The organism is Vibrio genomosp. F6 (genome assembly GCF_005146325.1).
GTDB lineage: Bacteria > Pseudomonadota > Gammaproteobacteria > Enterobacterales > Vibrionaceae > Vibrio > Vibrio cortegadensis.
Genome location: NZ_SYUT01000138.1, coordinates 1 through 2,747 on the forward strand (window position 1 = coordinate 1; position 2,747 = coordinate 2,747).

Genomic DNA, 2,747 nt, shown 5'->3' on the forward strand with positions numbered 1-2,747 from the left:
ATTGCACCGTAAACACTAATTTCAAATCGGAGTGAAATCGCCATGCGTTGGGAGTCACTCTTAAATTGTTTGTTATGTTTATTTAGCCTAAGGCTTCAGACACTTAATTGCGTCACTTACCGTCTCAAATTGAATTTTAGTCAAACAGACTTCAGCAAGACAAAATTCGTGACATTGAATCAATCTAGATGCATCTTCTGCTGAGATCTGGACTGAGTTTCCAACCAAGTTAACCACTGTTGAAGCATCTGAAATCAATGAATATACAAAGCCTTCAGAATCGATTACTCGATCATCTGAGCTAAAAATCAGCCCCACACATTCACAGTTCAAGTCAGTTTCTGAGCCCAAATAAATGAGCTCATCGTCACCATCCAACTTCAGGATACAAGGCCAATTGACCATGAATTTCTCCAATAAACATAACGCCGCGTTAAGTGGTGAGCAACGCCTACCACTGCACTTAAATCATTGTGCCGTAAACACTTAAGCTGAAGCAAACCAAAAATGCCGAGCGTTGGGAATCCGTCTTAAACGCTTTGTTATACAAATTTAATACGTATATCTCAGCCCAAGACTAGCATTGACACCACCGCCATTACCGATTTGATCTTGATACCTTTTTATACCACCATGATAAGAGCATGTACCAGATCCAACACTATCGGATTCAGTGCCATCATTACATTCAGTTGGTGAAGTTAGATCTATATGGTATCGATAACCTACGGACAATTCAGCATTCCAGTTATCTGAAATTGTGTAACTACCAGCGAAACCTATTGGCAACGACATCAGTGTATTAGTGTTCTGGAACTTTTCATAATCGATGTAAGTTACTCCGATGCCCATATTGAAGAAGAAATCTAAGCCTTCAGAATCCATTAATCTGTAGTTAAAGCCACCTGAAAAATCCAAATATGTTAAATCATCAGAGCTGTTCATTACATCAAATTCTACGAACAACTTCTTATCTTCCTTCCATGAATATCCAATCGTTGCACCTTGCACCGATGTTGATACTCGATCGAATTCAAGTTTTTGAGTTCCGTATTCGACATACGGTCCAGAAGCAGAAACACAGCCACAAAACAATAAAGGGATTACAGATAGGTATTTATTCACAATTTCACTCCAATGTTAGAAATGAAATTTTACCATATAGCGTTTTGAATTGTGAAATAATTTGTATAACGCCGCGTTAAGTGGTGAGCAACGCAGACCACTGTACTTAAAGTATTGTGCCGTAAACACTTAGCCCGAAGCAAACCGAAAATGCCAAGCGTTGGGAATCCGTCTTAAACGCTTTGTTAGGTGTGAGTTTAAGAGTTCGCTTTACTTCCAACCTTGGCCCCATTTATCGCTATCTCTTAACTCTGTCCAATCGATTGAATACTCATTTTTTGAAAGCACAGCTTCAAGTTTGCATGAAATAACCGACCCATCATCTTCAAATTCTATTTCTGATACCAAAAAATGCTTTTCTCTATTCATCGGTTTTGTTGCCGTCCACTTGCTATTGTGCAATTTGGCAGGATTAATTCGATTCATAGTAATCTCCATAAGCGTCTATTTATATTTAAAAATAGTCTACTTAAACTAACTTGGCGCCACTAGAACTCAATAAAAACGTACCCTTACAGAGAAACAACCTAACGCCCAATTAAGGTGTGAGCCACGCTACCACAAAACTCAGTTTGAACACCGTAATCACTAAACTAAACCCAAACCAAAAATGCCAAGCGTGGGGAATCACTCTTAAATTGTTTGTTATAAGTAATTAACACCTAACAAAATGATCTGAATTACTTATGTACATCTTGATGTTCTGATAAATCATCGTTTTGTTATTACGACCGATCTTTTTCTTGGATTCTTTGGTGTTTACTGACCACTGTCCAAAAAACACAAAGTCTTCTCCAACAGTTAACGAATCAACTAGCTTAGGATTTTTTAAGACTACCTGTACTACAGTTCGCTTTATCTCGCCTTTCTCATTTGGCTGAACAAATGGTGAATGCAGCTCTGCCACATAATACGGAAAGTTTTCCACTGGCTCATTTATTTTGTAAAGATTACCTGAGATAGCTAGTGGAATCGTATATTTTTCAGAACCATAGTATTTGGCAAACTTTTCAATATTACTATCGTCAAAGAAGAACCTAGACCATGGAATTTTATTTCCTTTAAATTTAAGAACAATAAGTGATTTCAGTTCGTCGTCGTTCTCACATAAGGTTCTGATTTCTATAATTTGTTTAAGCGTGCGAAGATAGTTACTTAACTTTCCTTTGTTATTGAACGACTTATTACTTTCAACACTTGAGCCCCATCCTTCGGTCACCTTCCCAACTTCGAACGCAGATAACTCTCGTAAAGCCTTGATTAAGATATGCAGGCGAAATTCAAACTTCTTTTCCGCTATGGCTTTAAAAACTTCAGATTCAGAAGACTTAGCGATAATGTTTAATGAACCAGCTATATTGTACTTGCAGTGCTCTGCGTGTATTTCATGTGGTTTCAATCTAAAACAAGGAGGAATCTCAATAGTTTTAGATGCGCATTTACGATTATGCCTGCTAACAAAAGATAACTTCGCTTCGCAACCTGAAGTTTCACACCAAATGTTAGCTTCATCAGTTCGCCTTTCGTAGGCAAGCACATCAATTTTATTGCCAGTTACCAACCTTGCTCTAGGAATTTTACTACCCACAAAACCTCCCATTACTTTGGTGTACCCCACAAAA

Annotated in this window: 4 protein-coding genes; all 4 read right to left on the bottom strand. The window is 37.9% G+C overall.

What is annotated here, in order from left to right; all coding sequences use genetic code 11:
- Window positions 1–87 precede the first annotated feature (87 nt).
- Window positions 88–405 (bottom strand): DUF4144 domain-containing protein, encoded by a 318-nt coding sequence (locus FCV43_RS20150; RefSeq protein ID WP_069589216.1) that lies wholly within the window; start codon window positions 403–405, stop codon window positions 88–90.
- Between the two features lie 147 nt (window positions 406–552).
- Window positions 553–1,125 (bottom strand): DUF481 domain-containing protein, encoded by a 573-nt coding sequence (locus FCV43_RS20155; RefSeq protein ID WP_136996184.1) that lies wholly within the window; start codon window positions 1,123–1,125, stop codon window positions 553–555.
- 210 nt (window positions 1,126–1,335) lie between these two features.
- Window positions 1,336–1,551 carry a TIGR02450 family Trp-rich protein gene (locus FCV43_RS20160; RefSeq protein ID WP_017052823.1) on the bottom strand — a complete coding sequence of 72 codons (216 nt, stop codon included), beginning with the start codon at window positions 1,549–1,551 and terminating at the stop codon, window positions 1,336–1,338.
- Window positions 1,552–1,780: 229 nt separating this feature from the next.
- Window positions 1,781–2,747 (bottom strand): hypothetical protein (locus FCV43_RS20165; RefSeq protein ID WP_240697204.1); only part of this gene is annotated, 967 nt, incomplete at its 5' end.